Consider the following 24673-nt stretch of genomic DNA (forward strand, 5'->3'; position numbering starts at 1 on the left):
GTATCGCACCCCAGACCGACATCGTTGAATCGACGAAGCCGGCCGAGTAGGGCGTCACCGAGCACGCAGCTGGCCGCGTGTGCGGGCGGTGCTGTCAGTGCACCGGGGTAAAAATGGGCTTGCTCTTGTCCTTCAACAGGACGACCAGAAACTTGGCGGGTTTGGTGAGACTGGCGTTGCGCCCGACCGTGTGGACGTCGTCCGGGCCTTCGTAGAAGGTCTGGCCCGGTGTCAGCGTGACGGATTCGCCGCCGCGCACACCCATCACAATCGAACCCTCCAGCACATAGATGAATCCGTGTGCATTGTGCCGATGCACGGGATCGCCTCCACCCGGTGGAAACTCCACCGTGATCATCACCGCTTCCTTATCGGGATAGTCCGCCAGTGCTTTGGTCATCAGCGGTGTTACCTGCGCCGGTGGCAATGCCTCCTGTGCGCCAGCGGCGCCGGTGGTCAACAGAAGCCCTATGGCGAACGTTCTGAAAATGGACATGGCGTGTTCCTCGTTGTCGATCTGTCAGGGGTTAATGTCGGTCAGTCATTGTGGCGAGGGGGCTTGTCGGATCGCCGCATCGCCCCGTTTGAGTGCGTAGCACTCACAAGATCTTTGGTGTGTCAGAGATTTTGGGTCTGCTTCGCAGCCCAACGGGGGCAAGCCCCCTCGCCACAGGTCACTCCCACACTGTGCGCGGTCAGGACAGGCCGGACTTGTCTACGCCGAATGCCTTGTCGTACGAGCCGGGCACGACCTGGAAGCCCACGTTGATGCGATTCCAGGCATTGATCGACATGATCAGGAAGGTCAGGTCCGATAGCTCTTTCTCGGACAGTTGTATACGAACACGCTCATAGAGCTCATCAGGCACGCCATGGGCGGGAATCTGGGTGAGGATTTCGGTCCATGCCAAGGCCGCGCGTTCGCGTGGGCTGAACAGCGTTGACTCACGCCAGATGGCGACATGGTGGATCCTGAGCGGCCGCTCGCCATGGATCGTGGCTTCCTTCACGTGCATGTCCACGCAGAAGGCGCAGCCGTTGAGTTGCGATGCCCTGATATCCACGAGATCGCGCAGCGACTCCTCGATGGCGCATTGCTTGAAGGCAAGGCTGAACTCAACGAACTTCTTGAACAGCTCGGGGGATTGCTTCTGGTAATCGATGCGCTGGGTCATGGTGAATCCTCTGTGTGAGAAATACGTAGGTGGAGATTCGATAGCGTCCTGCCTGGCTGACTGGCGCGGTCCTTAAGCCGATGTGCGGCTGAGCCAGTTCAGGAAGCGTGTCGGACCGATGTGCGCGTCGTCGCCCGCGACCAGGGATCGATCATTCAACTCATCGCCGAAGTAGCGCGCATGCACGTCGGCGATGACCTGCCGTTTGTCGTGGTGCGCGGCAAGAAACTTGCGCGCCAGTTCGTCGAGAGGGAAACGATCCGGTCCGCCCACCTCGACCATGCCATTGACCGGCGCCCCGACCGCGAGATCGGCCAGCACCGCCGAGACGTCATCCGATGCGATGGGCTGGATGAGGGCGGGCGAAAGGTGAATCGTGTCGCCGTCTGCCCCTGAATTGACAATGCCTTCGATGAACTCGAAGAACTGCGTCGAACGCAGGATGGTGTAGGGGATCTTCGACGCCTTGATCAACTCTTCCTGGGCGACTTTTGCCCGGAAGTAACCGCTTTGCGGAAGACGATCGGGGCCTACGACAGAGAGCGCGACATGGTGCTCCACCCCAGCGGCCGCTTCGGCTGCAAGCAGGTTTCGACCGGACGTTTGAAAGAATTCCATGACGGCCCGGTCTTCAAATGAGGGAGAGTTCGCCACATCGACGACGACCTGGGCACCGGCAAGCGCTTCGGCCAGCCCCTCGCCAGTGAGGGTGTTCACGCCCGTACGTGGCGAGGCTGCCACCGTCTCGTGTCCATAGAGACGTAGCCTGCTGACAATGTTTGACCCGATCAGTCCGCTACCGCCAATAACGACAATTTTCATGTCCCGCTCCTCGGTTGGGTGTCGATCAAATTCGTTGCAGTGATCGATGTAGGGAGCATGCTCGCCAGCCGGGCGCGATACTTTGTCGAAGCCTTGGGTTTCCATTGAATTTGGCTTGGCTATTTGTCCAGGAACCCGTGTTATAAATCACGTCGCCTGGCCGCCAATCGTCGGCCGGTAACCACGGGCATGTGCCCGACGCGTGAGTACGGGACAGGAGCCCTGAATGCTATTGGTGTTTGATGACTGCGTGCTTGACCTGGACCGGCGAGAACTCCTTCGGGCCTCCCAGGTCGTTGCCACTGCGCCCCAGGTTTTCGACCTGCTGGTTTACCTGGCGCAGAACCGCGAGCACGTCGTCAGCCGGGACGACCTGATCAATGCGATATGGACCGGCCGAATCGTCTCCGAGTCGACCCTGGCCAGCCACATCAATGCGGTGCGCAAGGCAGTCGGTGACAACGGTCAGCAGCAGCGTGTGATTCGAACGGTGGCCCGCAAGGGATTCCGGTTCGTCGCCGACGTCAAGTCGCTGGATTGCGTTGGCCTTCCAGGCACCGAATCCGCCCCCTCGGTTCAAGCCTCTGCATCCGAGCCGGCGCTGCCGGCCAAACCGTCCATCGCGGTCTTGCCGTTCGTGAACTTGAGCGGGGACGAAGAGCAGGACTACCTGGCCGACGGCGTGGTAGGGGACATCATCGCGGCGCTGTCGCAGTATCGCTGGCTGTTTGTCGTCGCGCGCAACTCGAGTTTTACCTACAAGACCCGCACGGTGGACGTGAAACAAGTCGGTCGCGAACTGGGCGTTCGCTATGTGCTGGAGGGCAGTTGGCGCAAAGCCAACAATCGCGTGCGCATCACGGCCCAGTTGATCGATGCGACAACCGGGGCTCACCATTGGGCGGGTCGTTTCGAAGGTGTGTTGGGGGACATTTTCGAACTGCAGGACCAGATTACCGAGAGCGTGGTCGGCGCGATCGCGCCACAGCTTGAGCGAGCGGAGATCGAACGTGCGAGGCACACGCCCACCGAAAGCCTCGACGCCTACGATTATTACCTGCGGGCAATGGCCAAGCTTCATCATGGCACCCGGGAGGCCATCGACCAGGCGCTGCCGCTCTTCCATAGGTCCATAGAGTTCGACCCGGATTTTGCATCGGCCTATGCGATGGCGGCCTGGTGTCATAGTTGGCGCAAAGCCAATCGCTGGATGACTGATCACCCACGGGAGGTCGCGGAGGGTATCCGACTCGCTCGCCGGGCAGTGGAGTTGGACAAGGGCGATGCGGTCGCTCTCACCAGAAGCGGCCATACGCTTGGCTATCTTGCCGGCGACCTGCGGGGTGGCATTGCCTTGCTGGACAAGGCACTCGTGCTCAATCCGAACCTCGCCGCCGCGTGGTTCCTCGGCGCGTTCCTCAGGCTCTGGCACGGCGAAACCGATGCAGCCATCGAGTACTTTACGCACGCCATGCGGTTCAGCCCCCTGGACCCGGAGCTGTACAGAATGCAAGCCGGAATGGCGGTCGCGAATCTCTTCGTGGGGCGCTTTGATACGGCGTCGTCATGGGCAGAGAAAGCACTTCGGGAGTTGCCCGATTTTCTGTTGGCTGTCGCCATCCTTGCAGCGAGCCATGCGCTTGCCGGACGGATGGCCGAAGCGCAGCGTGCAATGGACCATTTGCGCAAGCTCGATCCTACGTTATGCCTCAGCACTATCTCTGATTGGCTACCGATCCACCGGCCGGAGAATCTCGCCACGCTGGTGGACGGTCTACGCAAAGCGGGACTGCCGGAATAAGGGGCGCCGCCTGTTCACTGAGCGCGGAGAGGCGTCTGGAGCAACCAGAATCGACATATCCAAACGCCCAACGCTGGTTAACGCTCCAGAGCCGCTTCGATCGCAGTGATGTCGATCTTGCCCATCCCCATCATGGCGTCGAACGCGCGCTTGGCCGCCGCTCGATCAGGATTGGCTATCGCGGCGCTGAGGACGCGTGGCGTGATCTGCCACGACAGCCCCCACTTGTCCTGGCACCAGCCGCATACATTTTCCTGACCACCGTTGCCGACAATCGCGTTCCACAAGCGGTCGGTTTCGGCCTGGTCGTCAGTCGCAACCTGGAACGAAAAAGCCTCGTTGTGCTTGACCCCCGGCCCACCGTTCAGTCCGAGACAAGGGATGCCCATCACCGTGAACTCCACCGTCAAGACATCGCCCTGTTTACCCGCCGGGTAGTCGCCAGGCGCACGAAGGACAGCACCCACCGCGCTGTCCGGAAACGTCTCGGCGTAGAACGTCGCAGCGTCCAGCGCAGTGCCGTCATACCAGAGACAAATCGTGTTCTTGCTGATCATCTTGGTTCTCCAGGGTTGGGACAGGTACGTGGATTTTAGCAGTGCAGGCGATCGCATATTCCTGATCTACGCTACAGGGCAGAACCGAGCGGCATATATGAGGTGGGGTTATGTCTGAGGATGGTTGTGGGCGCAGCAGGACAAGTATTTTTTTACCGGTTTTCAGTATCGGACAGTGCCCGATACGGCTAATGAAAAAGGCGCCTGACGACAGGATTGGAAATGCATTACTCATCACTTGTGGGGAGAGCCCATATATGATTTTTTAGCCGCTTTAGAGTCCCCCGAAACCGATAAACCAGGGGAGCATAGCCCCGCCTTTATGTCCTTTATACTCCGACTTTCTTCCAAGCTGCCTTCGACAATAAAGCAAGCTGATCATTGCTGGGATAAATAACAAGTTGAACAGCCATTGAAATGCATCTGTTGATTTCAAGGTGACCGCTGCAAGTAAATTTATTAGAACTATGCCAATGATTATAAGGTTGTATTTAATGTGTTGGCGATTGATTAAAGCAAAGCTTTCCCAGTCATAAATCAGCCAGTCGATGGAGAATTCGCCGCATTTAGGGCACTTATGGGTTGGCGGAAGTTTGTCTGCGATATAACCACAGCCAGGGCATAGAACTTTCATGGCGCTATCCTGAGACTCTCTCATTAGGTGACATGCCATGTCGCGTCTCTTGTCGCGGTAAGTGCGAGACCTATCGAGGGGAAACGCGACTGGGGCGACGGCAAGCCCGACTATGGTAAAGAGGGTAGCAGGGCCCCCCCTGTTTGCCACTAGTCTGTCCATCGACTGATTTTGGCCAATTTCTGCCTGTCACGAAGAGCAGCACCGACCCAATGCTGCCGGTCAGATCCCATGGATGTCGGACAAATAGCCCAAACGCCTATGGCATCATCCGCAGCGGATCAGCGTCGTCCGGTCCGGGTGCTCACATCTACCCACACGGCCAACACCAGAATGCTGCCCTTGACGATCATCTGCCAATAACTGTCGACGTCGAGCATGGACATGCCGTTGTCCAGGCTGGTGATGACCAGCGCGCCGAGGAGGGCGCCGTAGACAGTACCGGAGCCGCCGCGCATGGAGGTGCCGCCGATGAAGCAGGCGGCGATGGCGTCGAGTTCGCCCATGCTGCCGGCCGAGGGCGAACCGGCGGCCAGGCGCGCGGTGTTGACCACGCCGGCGAGGGCGCACATCACGCCCATGATCCCGAAAATCCAGAGCTTCACGGCCTGTACATTGATACCGGACAGGCGCGTCGCTTCCATGTTGCTGCCCACGGAATAGACGCGTCGGCCGAACACGCTCTGACTGGTCACGTAGCTGAAACCGCCCAGCAGGATCAGCAGAAGCAGGACCGGCACGGGAATGCCGTCATAGCTGTTGAGGGTCTGGACGAAACCGGCCAGTACCGCGCCGATCAACAGCACGCGTGCTACGTCACGCACCAGTGAATGGGCCGCCAGGCCGTGAAGGGCGCGATTGCGCCGTTGTTTCCAGGTCAGGAACAGCGTCAGTGCGAACAGCAGAACGCCCAGGCCTGTGCCGATCGTGTGTGGCAAATAACCCTGGCCAATGTAGACGAGCTCCGGCGACACCGGGGCGATGGTCGTGCCGCCGGTAATCCCCAGCAAAATGCCCCGGAAAGCCAGCATGCCCCCCAGCCCCACGATGAAAGACGGAATGCGCAGGTAGGCGGCCATGTAGCCGTTGGCGAGGCCGATCAGCAGTCCGCACAGGACGACAAGGCTCAGGTTCGCCAGCAGCGGTATGTGGTAGATAACGTCGAGAATGGCCGCGACGCCACCGAGCAGGCCCAGCAATGAGCCGACCGACAAATCGATCTCGCCGCTGATGATGACCAGCACCATGCCGCAGGCGAGAATCCCGGTAATGGACATCTGGCGCAGCAGATTGGAGAGGTTGCGCGGTGTCAGGAATCCGCCCTCGGTCTGCCAGCTGAAGAACAGCCAGATAAACGCCACGGCAAACACCAGCGCGAGCATCTTGTAGCGGGTGAAGAGTTGTTTGACCTGATTCATTTACGCGGATTTCCGATCTTTATTGTTATGGCTGTCAGGCTGACTGAGTGCGGCGGCGAGCACCTGTTCCTGAGTGAGTTCATGGTTGATGAAGTCGCCCTGCAACCGGCCTTCGCCGATCACCAGTACGCGGTCGGAAACGCCGAGCACTTCGGCCAGCTCCGAAGACACCATGATGATCGACACGCCTTCGGCCGCCAGCGCCCCCATCAACTTGTAGATCTCGTACTTGGCGCCGACATCCACACCTCGGGTGGGCTCATCGAGAATCAGGACCCGGGGTTTGGTCAGCAGCATCTTCGCCAATACGGCTTTTTGTTGATTGCCGCCGGACAGACTGGTGATCGGCAGGAACGGGCTCGCGGTCTTGAGGTGCAGGCGCGAAATTTCTCGATCGATGCTGCCGAGTTCGGCTTCGGCATCGATGCGGGTCAGTCTCGAGTAACTGTCCAGCACGGCCAGGGTGATGTTCTGGCCGACTCCCAGGTCTGGAATGATGCCCTGGCGCTTGCGGTCCTCGGGCACCAGGCACAGGCCGGCACGGATTGACTTGAGCGGCGTTCGGGTGTCGATGAGTTGGCCGTTCAGCCAGACTTCACCTTCGTGGCGACCGGGGTAGGCGCCGAACAGCGCGGTCACCAGCTCGGTGCGGCCTGCACCGACCAGCCCGGCGATGCCGAGGATTTCCCCGCGTTTGAGGTTGAACGAAATATCGTCGACCCGTTTGCGCCTGGGGTTGTCGACGTCGTAGCAGGTGATGTGGCGGGCTTCGAAAATCACCTCGCCAATGTCGTGTGGCTCGGTGGGGTAGAGGTTGCTCATTTCCCGTCCGACCATCTGGGTGATGATCTGTGGAATATCCATGTCCGCCATGGCGGTCGTGGCGATGTGTTTGCCGTCCCGGATCACCGAAATGGTGTCGCACACGGCGGCCACTTCATCGAGCTTGTGGGAGATGTAGACACAGGCAACACCCTTGGCCTTGAGGTCACGGATGATGTCCAGCAATACCTCGATTTCCGAACGGGTCAGGGCCGATGAAGGCTCGTCGAGGATCAGCAGGCGTGCCTGCTTGTTCAGTGCCTTGGCGATTTCCACCAGTTGCTGATAGCCGCCGCCGTACTGCGAAACCGGCAGCGATACGTTCATGTCCGGCACTTTCAGTTCACGCATCAGGGCTTCGGCGCGGTGGATCATCGCCGGGTAATTCATCCGCCCGCCAGGCAGCGTCAGTTCATGGCCCATGAAAATGTTCTCGGCCACCGACAGGTCGGGAACCAGCGTCAGTTCCTGGTGAATGATGACGATACCGGCGGCTTCCGTTTCGCTGATCGATTGCGCCTTGAGCGGTTGACCGTCCCAGAGGATCTCACCGTCCCAGGTGCCATGGGGGTACACCGCGGAAAGGATCTTCATCAGCGTGGACTTGCCGGCGCCATTCTCGCCGCACAGCCCGACGCACTCACCCGGCTTGACTTTGATATCGATGCCATTGAGCGCTTTGACACCGCCGAAGGTTTTGACGATACCGTTCATTTGCAGCAGATAGTCGGACATGGCAGAGACTCATAAGCGGCAGGTACGAGGCTGGTCCCGCAGGAGCGAGCTCCTGCAGGGGGGCATTACGGGGTGATGATCACTTTCCGGCAATCTGCGCCTTGGTGTAGAACCCGTCCTGTTCCAGCAGGTCGATGTTGTCCTTGGTCAACGGAGTCGGAGTGAGCAGGATGGTGTCGACTTTTTTGCTGCCGTTGTCGTACTGCGAGCTGTAGGCGGGTTTCTCGTTACGCGCCAGTTGCACCGAGAGCTTGGCGGCTTCGGAGGCGATGAGTTTCAGCGGCTTGTACACGGTCATGGTTTGAGTGCCGGCGATCACTCGCTTGACCGCTGCGAGGTCCGCGTCCTGCCCCGAAATTGGCACCTTGCCGGCCAGTTGCTGAGCGGCCAGGGCCTGGATGGCGCCGCCTGCCGTAGCGTCGTTGGAGGCGACGATGCCGTCGATTTTGTTGGCGTTGCGGGTCAAGGCGTTTTCAACAATGCTCAGCGCTTCGGTAGGGTTCCACTCCTTCACCCATTGTTGGCCGACGATCTTGATATCACCCTTGTCGATGGCCGGTTGCAGCACTTTCATCTGACCTTCGCGCAGGACTTTTGCGTTGTTGTCGGTAGGCGCACCACCGAGCAGAAAGTAATTGCCCTTGGGCGCTGCGTGCAGCACGCCGCTGGCCTGCATCTCACCGACCTTTTCGTTATCGAAGGAAATGTAGGCGTCGATATCCGCGTTGAGTATCAGACGGTCATAGGACACGACCTTGATTCCGGCTTTCTTCGCTTCGGCCACTGCATTGGTCAGGACCGTGGCGTTGAACGGCACGATGACGATGACATCGACGCCACGGGAAATGAGGTTTTCGATTTGCGAAATCTGCTTTTGCTCGTTGGCATCGGCCGACTGTACGAAGACTTTGGCGTCCATTTTCTCCGCCGCCGCAACGAAGTAATCGCGGTCACGTGACCAGCGTTCCAGCCGCAGATCATCAATGGAGAAACCGATTTTCGGGTGGGCAGCATCGGCCATCACCGGCAGCGACAGCAGAGCCAGGGCGCTGGCAAATAGCGCGCGTTTTACGTTCTTCATGGTGGTGCGTCCTTTTATTTTTGTTTGAAAGACACGGCCTGACGATGAGTATCGGGCTGGTAGAACTGTAGAGAATCTGCAGACGCAGAGGACACAGATTTGTCGTGCGAATGTCACAGCGTTGTTGCGCCCGCAGACCCCGTTGGCGATCAGCGATAGATAAACCGGTTGACGAGGTTTTCGAGCATCTCCTGCCTGCCGCTGACGGCCTGCGGATTCAGCTCGTTGGCGAATGCGTGTTCGGCCAATGACTGGAGGTTGAACTCACCCGCCAGCACCGCCTGCCCGAACGACTGCTGCCAGCCGGCGTAGCGTTGATCCTTGAGCTGCTGAAGCTGGTCGTTCTGCACCATGGCGGCTGCCCGCTCCAAGGACAGGGCTAAGACGTCCATTGCGCCGACGTGACCATGGAACAGATCGATCTCATCGAGGCTCTGGCGGCGGACCTTGGAGTCGAAGTTGAACCCGCCATTCTTGAACCCGCCGGCCTTGAGAATTTCATAGGTGACCAAGGTCATTTCTTCGACGCTGTTGGGGAATTGATCGGTGTCCCAGCCGTTTTGCGGATCACCGCGGTTGGCGTCGATGCTGCCGAAAATCCCCAGCGAGACGGCCGTCGCAATCTCGTGATGTAAGCTATGACCGGCCAGGGTCGCGTGGTTGGCCTCGATGTTGACCTTGATTTCCTTTTCCAGGCCGAACTGCTGGAGAAAGCCAAACACGGTGGCGCTGTCGTAATCATATTGGTGCTTGGTCGGCTCCTGCGGCTTGGGTTCGATCAGCAGGTCGCCTTTGAAACCGATCTTGTGCTTGTGCTCGACCACCATGCGCATAAAGCGGCCCAGTTGTTCGCGTTCACGTTTCAAGTCGGTGTTGAGCAGGGTTTCGTAGCCTTCGCGACCGCCCCACAACACGTAGTTGGACCCATTCAGGCGTTGGGTCGCGTTCATGGCGCTGAATACCTGGGCAGCGGCGCAGGCGAACACTTCGGGGTCAGGGTTGCTGGCGGCGCCTGCGGCAAAGCGCGGGTTGCTGAAGCAGTTGGCAGTTCCCCACAGCAGCTTGATCCCGGTTTCTTCCTGGTGTCGCTCCAGATGATCAATCATTTGCGCGAAGTGGTTGCGGTACTCCTTCAGTGAATTGCCTTCCGGGGCAACATCCGTGTCGTGGAAGCAGTAATAGTCGATACCCAATTTGGAGAAGAACTCGAACGCGGCTGCCGCCTTGCCAATGGCCAGCTCCATCGGATCGCCGGCGTGTTGCCACGGGCGCTTGAAAGTACCTGCACCGAACACATCCGAACCCGGCCAGACGAAGGTGTGCCAATAACAGGCGGCCATGCGCAGGTGTTCGCGCATGGGTTTGCCGAGGATGATTTTGTCGGCGTCGTAGTGACGGAAGGCGAGGGGAGAATCGCTGGCAGGGCCTTCGTAGCGGATCCGGTCGACATCGGGGAAGTACGGCATTGGCAATGTCCTTGTTGTTCTTGGGCGTGTCTCGATACTAACAACGGCCCCATGCCTGCTGATTATGAAAATCACCAACAGCGGGTGCGATTTTGCGTATTGAGATTCGCCGTCTGCACGCCTAGTCTGTGCAAACCGCCTCCGCGACAAGGGGCTCGGAACAAGCCTGAAAACAATGAAAACCGTACCGCCTGTTCACCGCATCGCACTGTTGTTCAACGGGAGCAAGATCTATGACCGCGGCATCATCAGCGGCATCGGCAACTACCTGAGCAGCACCCGCGCGTCCTGGGACCTGTTCCTGGAAGAGGACTTTCTCTGTCGGTTGAAAGGGATCGAGCGCTGGCAAGGTGATGGAATCATTGCCGACTTCGACGATCCGCTGATTGGCGAGGCGCTGGCCGATATCAAGTTGCCCGTGGTGGCGGTGGGTGGTTCTTATCAGGATGAACGGGCCTATCCCAAAGGGATCCCGTACGTCGCTACCGACAATAACGCACTGATCACACTGGCTTACGCGCACTTGATCGAGGCAGGGCTGCAGCGTTTTGCCTGCTTCAGCCTGCCTGAAGCGCAGGCAAATCGTTGGGCTCAGGAGCGGGAAAAATCCTTTCGACGACTGATGCAACGTGACGGCTTGCACGCCGAGGTCTATCGCGGCATGGGTACCAGCGCACCGCTCTGGGACAGCGCCGTCGAACAACTGATCGCCTGGCTCCAGAGCCTGCCCAAGCCCATTGGCATCATCGCCGTCAGTGACGCCCGCGCCCGGCAGTTGCTGCAAGCCTGCCTGACCGCCGGAATCGCCGTACCGGAGCAGGTGGCGTTGATCGGCATCGACAACGACCCCCTGACACGCTGCCTGACCCGGGTCCCCCTGAGCTCGGTCATCCAGGGCACCGAAACCATGGGCCGCACCGCCGCGCAACTGCTGCACCAGATGCTGCACGGCAAGCCGTCCACGGGCACGCACATCCTGATCCCGCCTGATGCAATCAACGTGCAGGTGTCGAGTTTGCACCAACCTTTGGGCAACCCCTACGTCATGCAAGCGCTGCTGTTTATCCGCCAGTATGCCTGCCAGGGCATCAAGACGGCGCAAGTGGCGGCTTATGTTGGCGTGTCGCGCTCATCGCTGGAGTCGCACTTTCGCACTGTGCGAGGCTGCAGCGTGCACGACGAGATTCTGCGCTTCAAACTGGCGGCCGCCACCAGCGGCCTGGAAAATACTGACACAGCGATTGCGGACGTTGCCCGTAATTGCGGTTTCAAATCCGCTCAATATCTACACACGGTGTTCCGTCGCGAGTTTGGATGTACGCCCCGTGAATACCAGCAGGGCGCAAGATAACGATGCGGGGTGCAATTGGTCGATTGTTGTGTGGTGCGAAGGGCTGGATTCAACTGGTCGATACAACACTCCTTCTACCTGTTGAATCCACAGTCCAAAGCGGACCTAACCGGTTTTTGAAGTCATCCAGGTCAAAAAATTATGGAGCTGAGTCGTAAACTCTTTTGGCTTAGCGTACGGGTTCCTGGCCTGGGACAAGAAAAAAGATATCTGCATTCTCATACACGGGTAATGCTGAACAAACAGCTCGACATGCTCTTCCAGTGTTTGCGGCCACATCAGGTCCTGTTCAGAGCGAAGTACTTGAGTTGACCGGATGAGTTTGCGCGAAGCTTCGCGTTGCAAGCGTAGCGATTGCGTCGGTGTGGTCGCCTGATCAATAAGATCGGCATATCGGGTCAGTACGGATTCAAAGTCACCATTCACGGCAATGGCGATATCACGCGACGGCTTGAACCGGTCGAAGCGTTTGGTCAGATCATTCCCCCATAAGCAACGACAGTGATGCTTGAGCCAATACCCCCAGCTCAATCGATTGTCAGCCGCCAACACTTCAGAGCGACTACCGATGTCGAAATCGATCTTGATGACTTCGGTATGCCGACTTTCCAGCATGCGCCTTTTCGACTCCAGCATTTCGAGACTCTGCGACGTAGGAGGGCTGTGCAGAACAAGGGTTAGGTCCAGGTCAGAAACCTCCGGGACAGCATCGCCCCTAGCGACGCTGCCATAAAGATAAACCCCGTCCAGCAGAGGTTCCGAGCGAGCGAGCGTCATGCAAACGTCCACCAGTAAATCCTGAAATTGTGGCTGCACCTCGACGTTGGGCACGGTGAGGATATAACCGTCTGCATCAATGCCACGAGGATGGAATCGTTCCATGAAGCCGTCCGTGAGTTGTGTTCAGAGAGGTACTTTAACAGCCAATAGTGACTGCTTTTGACCCCGAGTATGTCAAAACCCTTGTTAGCCGCTTTCCACTCCGGAATGTTTTGCTCTACTCAACCATCACCCGGGATCTGCCGTCTTTCCAGCAGCTTTATGATGAGCGCCTCTCCACGCTGCCCAACGTCCAGCGCCTGACATCCACCCTGGTGATGAAACGGGTCATTCAGGATCGTTCTCTTCCTTTGTGATTTGAACCTGTTTTTTGGGTGGTGCCGGATCAGATCATTCCACCACCCGATTGTCCTCCGAGCAGGTGAGGAAATGGACGCTTCTCATCCTTTTTGACGCGGCTCGTCAATTTCCGTTTTCAGTAACGCCTCCCCATTACCTTGATGGCGTGTCGCAAACGCTCCCTGACGTGTCGTCCCGGGCCAACTGCGCAAAACACAGGTGCGCTTGGTAATAAGCGTTATTAGAGATTGATCTAGGCAATTGCATTCTAAAAGCGACGCGATTCTTTTCTGTAAGCGACCAAGTCATTTTTCGAATAGATAAATAACTGAATGAATTTAAAGGAGAAATACAAAATTCACGGTGAATTTTTTATGTGTTTTCTATGTATACACAAGAAATACAATCTATTGACCACCCCGAAAACCCATGCGAGTCTGACCCCATCAGCCACCCGCATCTGACGGCGAAATCAACTCTGGAGGTCGTTCGTGAAAAACGGCAAAACCTGTCTCTACGAAGACTTGAAACGTCAAATCCTGACGATGGAACTGGACCCAGACGAGGCGCTGGATGAAGTGATTCTCAGCGAGCGTTATGGCTTATCCCGCACCCCCGTTCGAGAAGTTTTCCGTCGTTTGGCCGGTGAAGGTTATATCGACATTCGAGAGAACCGCGGCGCGCGGGTTATCCCGATGAATCACTCGACACTGCGCAATTTCTTCCTGGTTGCACCGATGATGTACGCAGCCATCGGTCGTCTCGCGGTGCAGAACTTCAAGCCACGTCAGCTGATCGATCTGAAAGACACGCAATACCGCTTCCGCCACGCCACCACCTCACGGGATGCGCTGGCGATGGTCGTCGAGAACAATCGCTTTCACGCGATCATGGGCGAAATGGCCGGCAACCAATATCTGCAGCCCAGCCTGGAAAGACTGCTGATTGATCACGCCCGAATCGGTAATACATTTTTCCGACCTCAGAATGAGGATATGGAACAACGCCTTGATCTGTCCGCCTGCCACCATGATTCGTTTATCGAGGCTATCGAGCGTCGCGATGAAGGTGCAGTCGTTGATCTTGTGTTTGAACACTGGGAACTGTCCCGAGAAAACATGGAAATTTTTATCGCGCCTCAAGGCATCCAGGCGGACGCACTCATTGACCTTCCACGTCACTCATCTTCGGAGAAATCATCTTGAAATTTGAAGGCATCTATACCCCCGCGGTGACTCCTTATAATCCTGATGGGGAGATCGACTGGAACGTGTACTCCGAAGTATTGGAGTCGCTGATCGAAGCGAAAGTACACGGCATTATTATCGGCGGGTCGACCGGCGAATATTATGCGCAGACTGCAGAAGAACGTACTGAGCTTGCCGCTTATGCGAAAGATGTGATCGGCACTCGGGTGCAACTGATCGTCAGCACCGGGGCCATTCGCACTGAAGATGCGGTGCAGTATGCAAAGGATGCCAAGGCGATCAAAGCGGACGCCATTCTCGTCACCAGTCCGCCGTACGTGCTCCCTACCTCCGAGGAAAACGCGATACATGCATTGACCATTGATCGCGCTGCCGACCTGCCGATCATGCTTTACAACTACCCGGGTCGCATGTGCGTTTCGATGGATGAGGATTACTTCACCCGTGTGAGCCAATCGAAAAACGTAATTGCCATCAAGGAAAGCTCCGGCGACATGGGGCAGGTGCATCTGCTCGCGCGTAAGTTCCCCAACATCGCACTGTCATGCGGCTGGGATGACCAAGCACTGGAGTTTTTTGCCTGGGGTGCCAGAAGTTGGGTGTGTGCCGGTTCCAACTTCCTGCCCAAAGAACATGTGGCGCTTTATGAAGCCTGCGTGATCGAGAAAGACTTCGATAAAGGCCGTCGGATCATGTCGGCGATGATGCCGCTGATGAATGCTTTGGACGGCGGCAAGTTCGTGCAGTCGATCAAGTACGGTTGCGAGCTTAACGGTCTGAAAGTAGGGGAGGTGCGCTTGCCGCTCCAACCGCTTAATGCCGAAGAAAAGCAAAGCCTTGCATCGGTCATCGCCGAACTGAAACGCAACGTTGCCAACATCACTTCGGGAGCCAGCCATGGGTGATCTTCTGAGCAAGGCCGAATACGCTGCCATCGCCAAGAGCATTTCGTTGCCTTCCAACGCATTTATCAATGGCGCGTTCAAACCGTCCCTCTCTGGCAAAACGTTCGTTACAACCAATCCGGCAACGGGTGAGTTTTTGACAGACGTCGCTGCCTGTTCGTCCGAGGATGTCGACGTAGCGGTCAGTAATGCCAAAGAGGCATTTGAGGATGGACGCTGGAGATCGATTTCTCCCAGGGAGCGCAAAGCCGTTCTCCTGAAGTTCGCGGATCTGCTTGAAAACCATCAGCACGAACTGGCAGTTTTGGAGAGCCTCGATAGCGGCAAGCCTGTCAGTGAATGTCAGTTGGTCGATGTACCAGACACCATTCACACCCTGCGCTGGCACGCGGAATTGATCGACAAGATTTATGACAGCACCGCCCCGGTGGGCAGTGACGCACTGACCATGGTTGTGCGCGAGCCGATTGGCGTGGTGGGCTGCGTATTGCCCTGGAACTTCCCCCTGTTGATGCTGGCCTGGAAAATCGGCCCGGCGCTTGCGGCTGGATGCTCGGTCATCGTCAAGCCTGCCGAGCAGACCTCGCTGACCACGTTGCGGGTCGCGGAACTGGCGTTCGAAGCGGGTGTGCCTGCCGGCGTGCTGAACATCGTGACCGGCACTGGCAAGGAAGTCGGAGAGCCGATCGGTTTGCATAACGATGTCGACATGGTGAGCTTCACGGGTTCCACCGCCACCGGTCGTCGTTTCCTGCATTACGCAGCCGATTCGAACCTCAAACGCATCGTGCTCGAATGTGGCGGTAAAAACCCAGCCGTGGTGATGGACGATGCCGAAGACCTGGACCGTGTTGCCGAACATGTGGTTAACGGTGCGTTCTGGAACATGGGCGAAAACTGCTCTGCAACCTCACGCCTGATCGTCCACGAGTCCGTGAAAAACGAGCTGCTGCAACGCATGGGCGCCTACATCCGCGAATGGAAAATGGGTGATCCCCTCGATCCGCAAAACCGTGTGGGGGCGCTGGTCAGCCCTGAGCATTTCGCGAAAGTTAAGTCGTACCTTGAGCAAGCCACCGCTGGAAAGCTGGCGGTTGTGTACGGCGGTGAGACTAAAGACGGCGCCTTCGTACAGCCAACCGTGATTGACGGTGTCGACAGAGAAAGCCGGTTGTTCCAGGAAGAGATCTTTGGCCCGATTCTGTCGGTCACCACCTTCAGTTCGATCTCCGAAGCGATCGCCCTGGCCAATGACACGGTGTACGGCCTGGCCGCCTCTGTTTATACCGGTAGCCTGCGCCGGGCCATCAAGTTGTCGCGAGAAATTCGCGCCGGCATCGTCACTGTGAACTGCTTTGGTGAGGGTGATGCTTCGACGCCTTTCGGCGGCTACAAAGAGTCGGGATTCGGTGGTCGGGACAAATCCATTTTTGCTCACGATCAGTACACCGAAATCAAAACCATCTGGATCGATGTGTCTGATCGGTCGGTTGATGAGACCGAAAAATGAGCACCCATACCATCAAGCGTCTGCCGGTAGACACCGGGGTTTCAGGTTGGGAGGCGATATCCACACGCACTGCGCCTGTCCGCATGCTTGATGGGCGCGTGACGGCGGACTGGCTGATTATCGGTGCAGGCTTTGCCGGTCTCTCCGCCGCTCGCAGGTTGTCCCAGTTGCATCCGGGCGACAGCATCGCGATTGTCGACGCCCATGAAGTGGCGAAGGGGCCGGCCGGCAGGAACTCGGGCTTCATGATTGACGTGCCGCACAGTCTTTCATCCGGGGAGTATTCGGTTGCCGGTGAGTCTGCAACGGCGCAGGAAATCGCTCAGAACCGCTTTGCCATTGCTTTCGCAGCAGAAGCCGCGCGCGAGTACGGCATGTCTACGGAGACTTTCGACCCCTCCGGCAAGATTAACGCGGCGGCAACAGAGCGGGGGATGAGGCTCAATGACAACTATGCAAAATCACTGAAAGGCATTGGTGAACAGTACGAGTTGCTGGACGCTGCGCAGATGCGAGAGATTACCGGTTCTCACTATTACCACAGCGGGCTTTATACACCTGGTGCGGTAATGATTCAGCCGGCTCAATACATAAGGGATCTTGCATTCGGACTTGATAAAAACGTCAGTCTGTATGAGCGGTCACCGATTATCGAGTTGTCGAAGTCAGGAAATAGTTGGACGGCCAAGTCCCATCGCGGTGTAGTTAATGCTCCTAAAGTGATTCTTGCAGTCAATGGTCATGTTGAAGACTTTGGCCATTTTCAAGGAAGACTGTTGCATGTGTTTACCTATGCTTCGATGACCGCTGCTTACAGTCATGATGAGTTTGACAGGCCGGTGACCGGCAAACCGCGTTGGGCTTTATTACCGGCGGATCCCATGGGGGCGACTGTTCGCAAGATCACTTCAAACGGACTTTCGCGCATTGTTATTCGAACCAAGTTTACCTATGACCCCAGTATTCAAGTAACGCCGATGCGTGTTGCTGAAGTGGCCGAAGAACAACGGCATTCGCTGGACGCACGCTTCCCGGAGTTGAAATCGACTCCGCTGGAATTCAGCTGGGCAGGGCGGCTCTGCTTGAGCCGCAACAGCGCGCCAGCCTTTGGCGAAATAGAAGAAAACCTCTACTCGGCGTGCTGCGAAAACGGGCTGGGGACGGTTAAAAGTACGTTGGCAGGCGTGATGGCTGCCGAATTGGCCAGCGGGGCACATTCACCGCTGTTGGAAAGTTTCAGTCAAATGCCAGGGCCTAGCCGGCTTCCACCCAGGCTATTAACCAAACTGGGTGTCAACTCGGTTATTCGTTGGCAGGCGCTGAGGGCAGGGCGAGAGGGCTGAATTGCTTCAAACATCCGGCTTTTATTTCATAAAGGCCTAATCTCAAGTTGTAAACCGTAGATCGGAGTTCGCCATGAAAAAGATTTGGAAGGCTATCTGCGCTGTCGCTGTGGCTGGCTTAATGAGTTTGCCAGTTCACGCCGAAGAAAAAACGATCACCATGGGTACCTTGTCATGGGAAGACTTGACGCCTATTACCGGTATTACCAAAAAAGTACTTGAGGATTCCGGTTATAGCGTAAAAGTTGTTGAGTTTTCCGAGTGGGGTATTGCTTACGCGGCGCTGACCAAGGGCGATATTCAAGTGCTCGCCTCTCAAACAGATTATGCAGCGAACGACTATTGGAGCAAAAACAAGAACCGCCTGGAAAAGCTGTCCCCAGTTTCTTATGGACTCTACCAAGGTATCGCCGTTCCTAAATATGTGGATATCGACTCTGTCGATCAGTTGAACGACAACTCGGAAAAGTTTGGCGGAAAAATCATCGGTATCGAACCGGGTTCGGGCTTGATGAGCGATGCGACCAAAGCCGTCAGCGCTTACGGCATCAAGTTGAAACTGCTCGAAGGCAGTACCGCAGCGATGACCGCCGCATTGAAATCGGCCGTTGATCGTAAAGAGTGGGTGGCGGTCACCGTTTGGGAACCGTCGTGGATGGCGCAGAAATTCGACCTGAAGTTCCTCAAAGACCCAAAAGGCGTTTTCCCGCCGCCACAAGGTTACTACTGGATCGGTCACAAGGGTTTCACAGAGAGCTACCCGCACGCACGTGAAGTGATGGCCAGCGTGTATGTGCCGATCAACGACATCACCGCAATCAATGGTGAAGTGAAGGACGGCAAAACCATGGAACAGGCCGTTAAAGGCTGGACCGATAGCCACGCCGAGCTGCTGAAGCGCTGGGAAGACATAAAGAAATAAGCAACGACTTTTTCCAAGCCACTGCCGCCCTTTGATTCATTAGAAAAACCAGAAAAACTGGTTCGACGGGTACGAAAATGACAACCCCCAAAATAGACACGAACGAAGTGCTGGTAGATTGCCAGTCCGTCTGGAAAATCTTTGGTAAAGGCGCACCTGCTGCGATGAACGCTGTCGTTCAGCAGGGGCTGACCAAGACCCAGATCCTGCAAGATTACAGCTGCGTGGTCGGGGTCTCCGACGTCAGTCTCCAGGTTCGCCGAGGAGAAATCTTTTGCATCATGGGATTGTCCGGCAGTGGCAAATCCACCCTGATCAGGCTTCTGAACAAACTGATCACGCCCAGTGCCGGTAAGGTTCTGGTCAAAGGCAAAGACCTTTCATCCTTGACTCCCGCAGAGCTGCGGGAGGTGAGGGCGCGTCACATCGGCATGGTCTTTCAGAGCGTTGCTTTGCTGCCTAACCGCACGGTTCTGGAGAACACCGCGTTTGGCCTGGAAGTACAAGGCGTGGGCAAGGCCGAGCGTTACAAAGTAGCCGAGCAGGCGTTGGCCAAGGTGGGTTTGAGCGACTGGATTTCGCGCTATCCCAGCGAGTTGTCCGGTGGCATGCAACAACGGGTAGGGCTGGCGCGAGCGATCACGGCGGATCCTGAAGTGATCCTGATGGACGAGCCGTTCAGTGCGCTTGACCCCTTGATTCGTCGGCAGTTGCAGGACGAGTTCCGGCAACTGACCAAGGAGCTCGGCAAGTCCGCAGTCTTTATTACTCACGACCTGGACGAGGCGATCCGTATCGGTGACCGCATCGCGATCATGAAAGATGGCGCGATCATTCAGGTGGGCACTGCCGAGGAGATCGTGCTGAACCCGGCGGATGACTACGTGGCGGAATTTGTCGCAGGCATTTCCAGATTGCATCTGGTCAAAGCTCAATCGGTGATGACACCCGTCGAGCCTTACAGGGTTGCGAACCCTGGCTGCGACATCGCCAAGCTGACCAAAACCTCGCCCGACGCGGATATTAACGAGCTGATCGGCTTGACGATGAAGTCCGACCGCGATGCGCTCGCCGTGGTGGATAACGGTGCGGTGGTCGGCGTCATTACGCTGCGTGATCTGCTGCGTGGCGTTCAAGGTATTCCGAATGAGTTCGCTGGCTCATCAGCCGCCACTGTTCTGGAGGAATCATGAGCACGCCTGACTTTTCCAACCAATTCGATTCGGCCGTCAACTCGAGCCTGGAATGGCTGATGGATAACGGCGAGTTTGTGTTCGACACTGCTAATACGTTGCTGAAGGGCATTTACCAAAGCGTTCTGTGGTGCATTGCCTATCCGCCGTATTACGTCATCGCGATTGTCCTGGCCTTGATCGGCTGGCGAGCGGTTGGCGTTCGATTCGCGATTCTCACCGGTCTGGCGTTGATGTTCTGCGACATCATTGGCTTGTGGCCAGAGACGGTCAGTACGCTCGCCCTGGTACTGACCGCCACGGTGTTGGCACTGGTGGTGGCGATTCCGTTGGGCGTGCTGGCTGGTTTGGCGCCATCCTTTGATCGCGTCGTCGATCCTTGTCTGGATCTGGTGCAAACCTTGCCGCCCTACATCTATCTGCTGCCGGCCATTGCACTGCTCGGCTACGGCCCGGCCACGGCACTGTTGGCGACCTTCATCGTTGCGGTGCCGCCGGCGATGCGGCTGACTTCCCTGGGGATTCGCATGACCCCACGGGAGTTCATCGAGCTGGGGGATGCCAGCGGCGTCACCCGGTGGCAGATGTTTTTCAAAATCCGCTTGCCGTTCGCCATGCCCAGCATCATGGCCGGGGTTAATCAAAGCCTGATGATGGCCTTCGGCATGGTGGTGATCGCTGGCATCGTCGGCTCTGGTGGTTTGGGCGAATCAATTTACGGGGCGGTACGCACACTGGATATCGCCAAGTCGATCAACGCGGCAATAGCCATCGTCATCCTGACCATGATCCTGGATCGGTTGGCCCAGAGTGCTGCACGGTCCCGGATGGGAGAATCCCAATGACAACGCAAATCCAATTTTCTCCAGGCGAGTTTCTGGCACCCGCTGTTGACTGGCTGAACGCCAATTTACACGGCTTGTTCATGGGCATTAGCCACGTCATCGAGGCGATACTCGGCGCAGTGGAAACGGCTCTGCTTGCTCCCCATCCTTATTTATTCATTGGAATTGTCGTTGTAGCGGCGTTCTTTTTTGCTAACAAGCGAGTCGCTGTTTTCGCTGCTTTGATGTTGGCTTTTTGCTTGTTCTCTGGACTGTGGGTTGCTTCCATCCAGACTATTGCGCTGGTATCCGTGGCGGTCTTGATATCGGTCGCCATCGCCTTTCCGCTGGGTGTCCTGGCGGCTCGTGTGAAGCGGGTCGACGAGGCGTTTTTACCGATCCTCAACATCATGCAAACCGTACCACCGTGGGTTTACCTGATTCCCGCTGTGATTCTCTTCAGCCTGGGACGCGTGCCGGCAATCATCGCGACGATTGTGTATGGCATCCCACCGATGCTCAGACTGACGACCCTTGCTTTCAAGCAGCTACCAAAAGATCTGCTCGAGTTGGGCCAAGCTTCCGGTGCTTCGCCAAGGGACATTCTGTTCAAGATCGAACTGCCGACTGCCGCACCCACGCTGTTGGTCGGTCTGAACCAATGCATCCTCATGTCCCTGGCGATGGTGGTGCTGGCAGGTCTGGTAGGGGCGGGAGGTCTTGGGGCTGAAGTGACCCGAGGCCTCTCCAGGATGGAGATGGGGTTAGGGCTGCGTGCCGGTCTGGCGATTGTTGCTATTGCACTGCTGCTGGATCGCCTGTCACGCGGCGCGTTGCAGCGTCATTCCCCAAGCCAACATCTTTGAATGGTTTTCAGCATGAGACATAGTTTTTTTTGCATTGACTCCCATGCGTGCGGTAACCCGGTGCGGGTGGTGGCAGGTGGCGGGCCTCTGTTGCCGTCGGTGTCGATGGCGGAACGACGTGAGATCTTTGTGCGCGACCATGACTGGGTTCGCACCGCGTTGATGTTCGAGCCCAGGGGGCACGACATCATGTCTGGCGTCATTATCTATCCGCCTTCGCGTGACGATTGTGATTTTGGTGCGTTGTTCATTGAGGTCAGCGGCTGTCTGCCGATGTGTGGGGCGGGCACCATAGGCTTGTCGACCGTGGTGGTTGAAGAGGGCCTGGTCACACCGCGTGAGCCGGGCAAGTTGGCCATCGAGACGCCTGCGGGGCGCGTCGATGTCGACTACAGCATGAGCGGTGAATTCGTTGACTCGATTCGTCTGTTCAACGTAGCCAGTTATCTGCACAGCGCTGATGTGCTGGTCGATGTGCCCGGCGTCGGCGAGCTGATTGTGGACATTGCCTATGGCGGCAATTTCTATGCGGTGGTCGAGCCGCAGGAGAATTGGGCGGGCTTGCAAGGGCTGAGCACGGCAGACATCGTCAGCCTGAGCCAGAAACTGCGCTCGGCCTTGGCAGAGGTTTGCAATCCCGAGCATCCCGAGAACAGCAGAATCAATGGCGTTCACCACATCATCTGGTGCGACGACGACGGGCACGGCACCGCAGCCGATGGCCGTAGTGCGGTGTTCTACGGCGACAAAGCCATTGATCGGTCTCCCGGCGGTACCGGCACTTCGGCGCGGATGGCTCAACTGGTCGGAAAGGGACGGTTAAAGGTAGGCGACACGTTCCGCAATGAAAGCCTGATCGGGACGATCTTCGAAGGGAAAGTCGAATCTTCGATAAAAGTCGGTACGTTTGACGGCATCAGGCCCAGTATCTGCGGCTGGGCGCAGATCACCGGCCACAACACCATTTTTGTCGATGACAAAGACCCGCTTCGTCACGGCTTTCAACTGGCTTGATCGGTCGCATAATGGTGCTAGGGCTTTTTGCGCTTCTACAGTTAGCATTAGGCTTTATCTACGCAGTAACCGAGTGGGTCGAACATTGATCGAACGACGTCAATTCAGCGGAGGCATGAAGGGGAAAAATCTCCGCTATCTGAATGAAAACCCTGATGAGCCTGCTCGAATGACCCGAGCAGGCTTTGTGCTGCTCGAGCATTTTTCGCTGCCCGCGTTCACCCAGGCACTGGACACCATTGTCACCGCGAATCTTCTACGACCCAGGTTGTTCTCTTCGCGAACGTTCGGCTTGAACGACGGCGAGGTCATCAGCGATCTGGGCCTGGTCATCCGGCCGGATGCACGTCTGGATGCTTCAGCCATTCACGACCTGGATCTGCTGGTGATTTGTGGCGGCTACAGGACAGAGCTCAAGGCTGATGATGAGTTCATCAGCCTGTTGCGAATGGCGGCGAACCAGGGTATCTGCCTGGCCGGGTTGTGGAATGGCGCATGGTTTCTGGGCAGCGCAGGTTTGCTCGATGGGTATCGTTGCGCCATTCACCCCGAACATCGCCCCGCACTCGCGGAAATCTCCAAGGCGACGCAAGTCACCAGTGAACCCTACGTCATTGATCGCGACCGCCTCACCGCGTCCAGCCCCTCGGGGGCATTTCATATGGCGCTGGACTGGATCAAGGGCTTGCACGATAAAGCCCTCGTCGAGGGGATCGAGGACATTCTGGCGTTCGAGGAGTCTCGCTATCGGCGCATCAAACCGGCTGAAAATATCTGTGTGAGCGCGCCCTTGCGCGAGGTGGTCAAGCTGATGGACGCCAACCTCGAAGAGCCTCTGGAGCTGGAGCAACTGGCGGCCTATGCCGGTCGTTCCCGGCGGCAACTGGAACGCTTGTTCAAGGAGCAACTCGGTACAACGCCGCAGCGGTATTACATGGAGCTGCGCATCACTGAAGCGCGGCGACTGCTCCAGCACACAGAACTGTCCCAGGTCGACGTGTTGGTGGCTTGTGGCTTCGTGTCGCCAAGCCATTTCAGCAAGTGCTATAGCTCGTACTTCGGGTACAGACCTTCCAAGGAAAAGCGGCTCGTTAAGTAAGGACTTTCTTGCGAGTCTGCGTACCTGGCTTCCGGCCCGATTGCTGCCCCGTCCCGCAGGGCAGCCATCGATCGGCTTTTGACGCTATTTGTAATGCTGCTCAAACATCGCCACCTGATCCGGCGTGGCACCCAGACATTTGCCTCGACCGATTCCCACCCACCCTGCGTTCGTCACCGGGAGGGTTTACGTTATCTGGAAAACGCCTGTGGTCTCAGGTCATGGGCACTACATTTTGCGGTTTCTGGGATCATCCGCCGGGTTGAGGTAGGTGATCCCCCAAGGCCCCGTGCCGTGGAGTTGGAGCACGGTTTCCTGTTCTCGACTGGCGCCGTACATCGACGTGCCGACTGGAATGATCAGAGTGTCACCTGGTCGATAGGCCTTGGCCTGTGCTGCATCGAAGGTGTTGCCGGTGGCGAAGTAGAAGGTGCCGGAGATAACGGTGACGCGTTCGGTCACGGGATGGGTATGCACGCCGATTTTTGTATTGGCTGGCAGCTTCAGACGCAGGGTGAAAGGTTCGGCGGCTTTCAGGTCACCTTCAATCATCGCAATCATTACGCCGGGGCCCAACGCCGGCGCAGCTGTCCACTTGAGTTCGGATGGTGTGGCAGCAATGAAACCCGCTTCCCCAGCCAAGGCAGCAGGGGACAGGGAGGCTGCGCTGAGCAAGGCCAGCAAAACAGCAGCAACTTTGTGGGCGCTCATCATGGTTTCCTCGTATCTGGGAGCTAGAGCGGGGTCCGCGCGATCAAGTCATATAAGATGACGGTAGCTGAATGGTGGCGCGTGGATATATCCATTG

The 24673-nt window shown here is 57.2% G+C and carries 23 protein-coding genes and 1 pseudogene; 13 read left to right on the top strand and 11 right to left on the bottom strand.

Features of this window, described 5'->3' with window-relative positions; translation table 11 throughout:
• Positions 1-94: 94 nt before the first annotated feature.
• From AF70_RS03425 to AF70_RS03435, 3 genes are all read right to left on the bottom strand, one after another.
• The gene (locus AF70_RS03425; RefSeq protein ID WP_028941363.1) at positions 95-496 is read right to left on the bottom strand and encodes a cupin domain-containing protein; all 402 of its coding nucleotides are present in this window, start codon (positions 494-496) and stop codon (positions 95-97) included.
• A 199-nt stretch (positions 497-695) separates the two neighbouring features.
• Entirely contained in the window at positions 696-1175 is a 480-nt protein-coding gene (locus AF70_RS03430) for a carboxymuconolactone decarboxylase family protein (RefSeq protein WP_018930043.1), read from the bottom strand.
• Between the two features lie 72 nt (positions 1176-1247).
• Positions 1248-1997: an SDR family oxidoreductase gene (locus AF70_RS03435; protein ID WP_028941364.1), complete on the bottom strand. Its 750-nt coding sequence runs from the start codon at positions 1995-1997 to the stop codon at positions 1248-1250.
• A 226-nt stretch (positions 1998-2223) separates the two neighbouring features.
• Between AF70_RS03435 and AF70_RS03440 the strand changes: the two genes are divergently transcribed.
• On the top strand, positions 2224-3798 hold the full coding sequence (locus AF70_RS03440) for a winged helix-turn-helix domain-containing protein (RefSeq protein ID WP_028941365.1): 1575 nt from the start codon (positions 2224-2226) through the stop codon (positions 3796-3798).
• 77 nt (positions 3799-3875) lie between these two features.
• Here AF70_RS03440 and AF70_RS03445 read toward each other — a convergent pair whose 3' ends face one another.
• From AF70_RS03445 to xylA, 6 genes are all read right to left on the bottom strand, one after another.
• The gene (locus tag AF70_RS03445) at positions 3876-4355 is read right to left on the bottom strand and encodes a VOC family protein (protein ID WP_028941366.1); all 480 of its coding nucleotides are present in this window, start codon (positions 4353-4355) and stop codon (positions 3876-3878) included.
• A 274-nt stretch (positions 4356-4629) separates the two neighbouring features.
• Complete coding sequence (locus AF70_RS03450; protein ID WP_032831217.1) at positions 4630-4989, bottom strand: hypothetical protein; 360 nt, start codon at positions 4987-4989, stop codon at positions 4630-4632.
• 281 nt (positions 4990-5270) lie between these two features.
• The gene (locus AF70_RS03455) at positions 5271-6407 is read right to left on the bottom strand and encodes a sugar ABC transporter permease (protein ID WP_028941368.1); all 1137 of its coding nucleotides are present in this window, start codon (positions 6405-6407) and stop codon (positions 5271-5273) included.
• Positions 6408-7964, bottom strand: coding sequence for a D-xylose ABC transporter ATP-binding protein (xylG, locus tag AF70_RS03460; RefSeq protein ID WP_028941369.1), 1557 nt, complete (start codon positions 7962-7964; stop codon positions 6408-6410). It lies immediately after the preceding gene.
• Positions 7965-8043: 79 nt separating this feature from the next.
• On the bottom strand, positions 8044-9045 hold the full coding sequence (gene xylF, locus AF70_RS03465) for a D-xylose ABC transporter substrate-binding protein (protein WP_019648608.1): 1002 nt from the start codon (positions 9043-9045) through the stop codon (positions 8044-8046).
• A 149-nt stretch (positions 9046-9194) separates the two neighbouring features.
• Complete coding sequence (xylA, locus tag AF70_RS03470) at positions 9195-10511, bottom strand: xylose isomerase (RefSeq protein ID WP_028941370.1); 1317 nt, start codon at positions 10509-10511, stop codon at positions 9195-9197.
• 175 nt (positions 10512-10686) lie between these two features.
• On the opposite strand from xylA, the gene AF70_RS03475 reads away from it, so the two are divergent.
• Positions 10687-11862, top strand: a complete 1176-nt coding sequence (locus AF70_RS03475; protein ID WP_028941371.1) for a XylR family transcriptional regulator — start codon at positions 10687-10689, stop codon at positions 11860-11862.
• Positions 11863-11967: 105 nt separating this feature from the next.
• Here AF70_RS03475 and AF70_RS03480 read toward each other — a convergent pair whose 3' ends face one another.
• Positions 11968-12744, bottom strand: a complete 777-nt coding sequence (locus AF70_RS03480; protein ID WP_028941372.1) for a nucleotidyltransferase domain-containing protein — start codon at positions 12742-12744, stop codon at positions 11968-11970.
• A gap of 125 nt (positions 12745-12869) precedes the next feature.
• On the opposite strand from AF70_RS03480, the pseudogene AF70_RS03485 reads away from it, so the two are divergent.
• The 11 genes and pseudogenes from AF70_RS03485 to AF70_RS03535 all read left to right on the top strand — a co-directional run.
• Positions 12870-12998 (top strand): annotated as a pseudogene (locus AF70_RS03485) (Lrp/AsnC ligand binding domain-containing protein); the annotation flags it as partial.
• Between the two features lie 474 nt (positions 12999-13472).
• Positions 13473-14186 (top strand): GntR family transcriptional regulator, encoded by a 714-nt coding sequence (locus AF70_RS03490; RefSeq protein WP_028941373.1) that lies wholly within the window; start codon positions 13473-13475, stop codon positions 14184-14186.
• Complete coding sequence (locus tag AF70_RS03495; RefSeq protein WP_028941374.1) at positions 14183-15094, top strand: dihydrodipicolinate synthase family protein; 912 nt, start codon at positions 14183-14185, stop codon at positions 15092-15094. Before AF70_RS03490 ends, AF70_RS03495 begins: the two co-directional genes overlap by 4 nt.
• Positions 15087-16604 carry an aldehyde dehydrogenase gene (locus AF70_RS03500; protein WP_028941375.1) on the top strand — a complete coding sequence of 506 codons (1518 nt, stop codon included), beginning with the start codon at positions 15087-15089 and terminating at the stop codon, positions 16602-16604. The genes AF70_RS03495 and AF70_RS03500 overlap by 8 nt, the downstream gene beginning before the upstream one ends.
• On the top strand, positions 16601-17947 hold the full coding sequence (locus tag AF70_RS03505; RefSeq protein WP_028941376.1) for an FAD-binding oxidoreductase: 1347 nt from the start codon (positions 16601-16603) through the stop codon (positions 17945-17947). The genes AF70_RS03500 and AF70_RS03505 overlap by 4 nt, the downstream gene beginning before the upstream one ends.
• Positions 17948-18020: 73 nt before the next feature.
• Positions 18021-18869, top strand: a complete 849-nt coding sequence (locus tag AF70_RS03510) for a glycine betaine ABC transporter substrate-binding protein (RefSeq protein WP_028941377.1) — start codon at positions 18021-18023, stop codon at positions 18867-18869.
• Positions 18870-18946: 77 nt separating this feature from the next.
• On the top strand, positions 18947-20062 hold the full coding sequence (locus tag AF70_RS03515) for a glycine betaine/L-proline ABC transporter ATP-binding protein (RefSeq protein WP_028941378.1): 1116 nt from the start codon (positions 18947-18949) through the stop codon (positions 20060-20062).
• A complete protein-coding gene (locus AF70_RS03520; RefSeq protein WP_028941379.1) occupies positions 20059-20907 on the top strand; it encodes a proline/glycine betaine ABC transporter permease in 849 nt (282 codons plus the stop codon). The genes AF70_RS03515 and AF70_RS03520 overlap by 4 nt, the downstream gene beginning before the upstream one ends.
• Positions 20904-21752 carry a proline/glycine betaine ABC transporter permease gene (locus AF70_RS03525; RefSeq protein WP_028941380.1) on the top strand — a complete coding sequence of 283 codons (849 nt, stop codon included), beginning with the start codon at positions 20904-20906 and terminating at the stop codon, positions 21750-21752. The genes AF70_RS03520 and AF70_RS03525 overlap by 4 nt, the downstream gene beginning before the upstream one ends.
• 12 nt (positions 21753-21764) lie before the next feature.
• Positions 21765-22766 (top strand): 4-hydroxyproline epimerase, encoded by a 1002-nt coding sequence (locus AF70_RS03530; RefSeq protein ID WP_028941381.1) that lies wholly within the window; start codon positions 21765-21767, stop codon positions 22764-22766.
• A gap of 115 nt (positions 22767-22881) precedes the next feature.
• Positions 22882-23865: a GlxA family transcriptional regulator gene (locus AF70_RS03535; protein ID WP_028941382.1), complete on the top strand. Its 984-nt coding sequence runs from the start codon at positions 22882-22884 to the stop codon at positions 23863-23865.
• Between the two features lie 228 nt (positions 23866-24093).
• Here the strand turns inward: AF70_RS03535 and AF70_RS03540 are convergent, their stop codons facing one another.
• A complete protein-coding gene (locus tag AF70_RS03540; protein WP_028941383.1) occupies positions 24094-24576 on the bottom strand; it encodes a cupin domain-containing protein in 483 nt (160 codons plus the stop codon).
• Positions 24577-24673: the final 97 nt, after the last annotated feature.

The organism is Pseudomonas sp. KD5, from assembly GCF_012932895.1.
In the GTDB taxonomy this organism is placed as follows: Bacteria; Pseudomonadota; Gammaproteobacteria; order Pseudomonadales; family Pseudomonadaceae; genus Aquipseudomonas.